The sequence below is a fragment of the Actinomycetota bacterium genome (genome assembly GCA_030682655.1).
Classification (GTDB): domain Bacteria; phylum Actinomycetota; class Coriobacteriia; order Anaerosomatales; family JAUXNU01; genus JAUXNU01.
Genome location: JAUXNU010000191.1, coordinates 1 through 3,399 on the forward strand (window position 1 = coordinate 1; position 3,399 = coordinate 3,399).

2 protein-coding genes are annotated in these 3,399 nt (G+C 62.1%); both read left to right on the plus strand.

All coding sequences use genetic code 11. From position 1 onward, the window contains the following. Positions 1 to 425 precede the first annotated feature (425 nt). Positions 426 to 2,234: an SNF2-related protein gene (locus Q8K99_12645; protein MDP2183403.1), complete on the plus strand. Its 1,809-nt coding sequence runs from the start codon at positions 426 to 428 to the stop codon at positions 2,232 to 2,234. Positions 2,235 to 2,631: 397 nt separating this feature from the next. Continuing rightward, on the plus strand, positions 2,632 to 3,399 hold a 768-nt coding region (locus Q8K99_12650; protein ID MDP2183404.1), incomplete at its 3' end, for a hypothetical protein.

Below are 3,399 nucleotides of genomic sequence, written 5' to 3' on the forward strand. Positions count from 1 at the left end.
GCCGAGGTCAAGAGGTCCGAGCCCTCTCCAACATGAGATTCGGGGCGAACAGGCTCGGCACCCCACGACCGCGGCGGGCGAGGATACCGCAACCTCGCATGAAGTCAGCTGTTGCTCGCCGAATTCCGGCGCTTGTGACACCAGGCTCGAGGTCTCTCCAACTTGGGGTCGCGGCAGCCAACGTCTGCAGCAAGGTACTGGCGATCGAACCACCAACCCGCGTGATTGCGGTAATGCTGCAATCGCGGGAGCAGCCGCGAGGCAGCTCAGGTAGGGCAGGAAGGGGCAACACCGGCCCCAAGCCGGGAGGTAGCGGCGCAGGATCGCCGGAAGCCACGAAGCACCCGGACGATTCCGCAGCCGGGTTGAGACTGCGACTCATGGCTGTGCTAGCAGTCCCTCTCGCGAAGTTGCTGCCTTTGGGCATGTCGGTACTCGATTGGCCTTCCACGCTCCACCCTTTCCAGATCGAAGGAGTCTGTCTTCTGGTGCGTCAGCCGGAGGTCTTGCTCGCCGACGACATGGGTCTTGGCAAAACCATCCAGACCATTGCAGCACTGAGACTGCTCCTGTGGCGCGGAGAAGCCGAGGCAGCGCTCGTTGTGGTGCCGGCAGGCTTGGTCACTCAATGGCGCAGAGAGTTGGGCTCGTGGGCGCCAGAACTCCGAGTAAGCACCGTCCGTGGTAGTGCGTCGATGAGGGCGGGGCAATGGGCTGCTCCGGCTCACGTGTTCCTTACTACCTATGAGACTGTCAGATCTGACATGTCCCCGCACCCGCACTCAGGCCCGCGGCGGCATTGCTGGGACGTAGTCGTCCTTGACGAGGCCCAACGAATAAAGAACCGCGAGGCGGGAGTGAGTGCAGCCTGCAAGATGCTGCCTCGTCGGAGATCGTGGGCGCTCAGCGGAACGCCTCTCGAAAACTCGATTGAGGATCTCGCTTCCATCGTCGAGTTCCTCCAGCCCAACCCAAGCGGAGACCCGCCGACACCGGTTCGGGTCGGTCCCGGTTTGCGTGAGATGCATTCACGCCTGCAGCTGCGTCGTCGCAAGCAGGATGTCCTGAGGGAGCTGCCTCCGAAGACTGTCATCGATGTGACGCTCGACTTGTCTGACGAGCAGCGCGAAAGCTATGACCGTGCGGAGCACGAGGGGGTGGTGGAACTTCGGCAGCGAGGAGAGACCCTCCGTATTACACATGTGCTCAGTCTCATCACTCGCTTGAAACAAATATGCAACGTCTGCCCGCGCACCGGGTCATCGGCGAAGCTGGACGATTTGGAGCGCCGCCTCACTGACCTCAGCGAGCAGGGCCACAAGATGCTGGTTTTCACGCAATTCGCGGACGAGATTTTTGGGGCACTGGCAATCACCGATAGGCTGTCGCGTTTCGGAGCTCTGGCGTACACGGGCTCCCTCGCGCAACCCGAGCGAGATGAGGTCATTGCGAGGTTCAAGAACAGTGACTCACGTCGGGCGTTGGTGCTCTCACTGCGAGCGGGCGGACAGGGCCTAAACCTGCAGGAGGCCTCCTACGTCGCTCACTTCGACCGCTGGTGGAACCCGGCAGTCGAAAGGCAGGCAGAAGACCGGAGTCATCGCATGGGACAGAGATTCCCGGTGACCGTCTATACCTACACGATGGCAGGTACCATCGAGGAAAGAATCGCTCGACTTCTTGAGGAGAAGCGCCGGTTGTTCAAGCTGGTTATCGACGACGTGACTCTGGACTTGAGCAGCGTCCTGAGCGCCTCGGAGCTCTTCGGTCTGTTCGACCTTCCAGTCCCGGGTGCTATTCGAGCAGAGGGCGAGATCGAGGTCGACTCGTTCGCCGGGATGACGGGGAGAGAGTTCGAGGAGTGGACCGAGGACCTCTTCCGCAAACTTGGTTTTTCGGTCGAGCTTACGCCCGCGTCCCGCGATGGTGGCGTGGATCTCGTGGCAAGGAGCCGCGACGTGGTAGGTGTGGAGACTACGTTGTATGTTCAGTGCAAGAACCATGTCTCACCGATAGGGGTCGAGCCGATGCGTGCCCTCGTGGGCTGTCTTCCGAGCGGCGATCCGGGTAGTCGAGCAGTGATGATCTGCCCCTCCGGCTTCACGGCGGACGCGAGTGCGTTTGGAACGCGACGAGGCGTGCAGCTCATCGACGCTATGGGACTTGCGACGCTGCAAAAGAGGGCCAGCTCGGGCTCGGGATCTAGGCCCACCGGGGATGGTTGTGCGGAGTAGGGGTCGTTGGGGTCGACCCGCGTCAGGCGGGAGCGCGAATCCAGACTCCGTATTCGATGGCCCCAAAGTTGACCACTCTGGGAGTCTCGATCACCGAGAAGTTGACCAGCCCAGGTCGGGGTGAGTGGGGGTCGTCTCGCTCCGACACGTTCGGCTTCGACCGTTACAGTGTTCGGCTTGGAGCGGAATAGGTGTTCGACTTCGGCGGAATCTGCATGATCGGCCTGCAGGGTATGGGGCGCTACCACAACGATCCGCGCGTGGCGTCCGCTGTCGCAGAGGTCCTCGCAAGCTGGCGTTAGCCGCAGTCCAGTCGACGGGTCGTGCCGGTTCGGCGCGCGTTTCGCTTGTCTTGGCACGGCACATCGAACAGAATGTGCGAGCAGGGGGTGCGCATATGCATGGTCGGCAGTTGGACGAGGCAACACTTCGCTTTCTGTCCGGCGAGGACTCGTCGGTCTCCTCGGAAGTGCTTGCGCAGGCGCTGCGCGGGCTGCAAACGGCAGTGTGGCTGCTGGGTGCACAGGCACTCGAGCATAGCGTGAATGAGCGCTTCAAGCCCGGTCAGGAGCTGCGGCAGCACTACGAGCTGGTGTGCAGAGCCCCGGAGTCCGGCAGCTACGCCATGCCGGTCGAGCTATGGGACATCCGGCAGCAGTCAGACCTGACGTCTCCGACTAACCTCCTGGGAAGAGCCTTGGAGGTCGTGCGTGCTGTTTCCGAAGGGGATCGGGAGGTGCTACGCGAGCGGATGCCCGACTCGTTTCTCCGTAATCGCATGCTGCGCGAACTCGCGCGTTTCCTGCCCCGACCTGGCGACACGTGGAAGCTCGACGTGGAAAGGTCCGGCGCGAGCGTGACGCTGGATGCGAGATCCGGCAGGACTGCTGAGTCATGGCTGCGCGTTCCTGAGGAGACCGCAACCATGACAGTCACTGGGGACTTGGTGCGCGTCGACTTCGAGGAGAATAAGGTCGTCATCCGTCACCCGGTCACGAATCGCACCATAGACTGCTACGCGCGAGCCGACGTCATCGACGATCTCGTTGAGAACCACTACGAGCCCGTGCAAGTCACCGGCGTCTTCACGCTCGACGAGAACGATCACCCTATCAAGCTCACCGACGTCTCCGTGGTCGAGACTGTCGACCTGTCTCCGTTGACG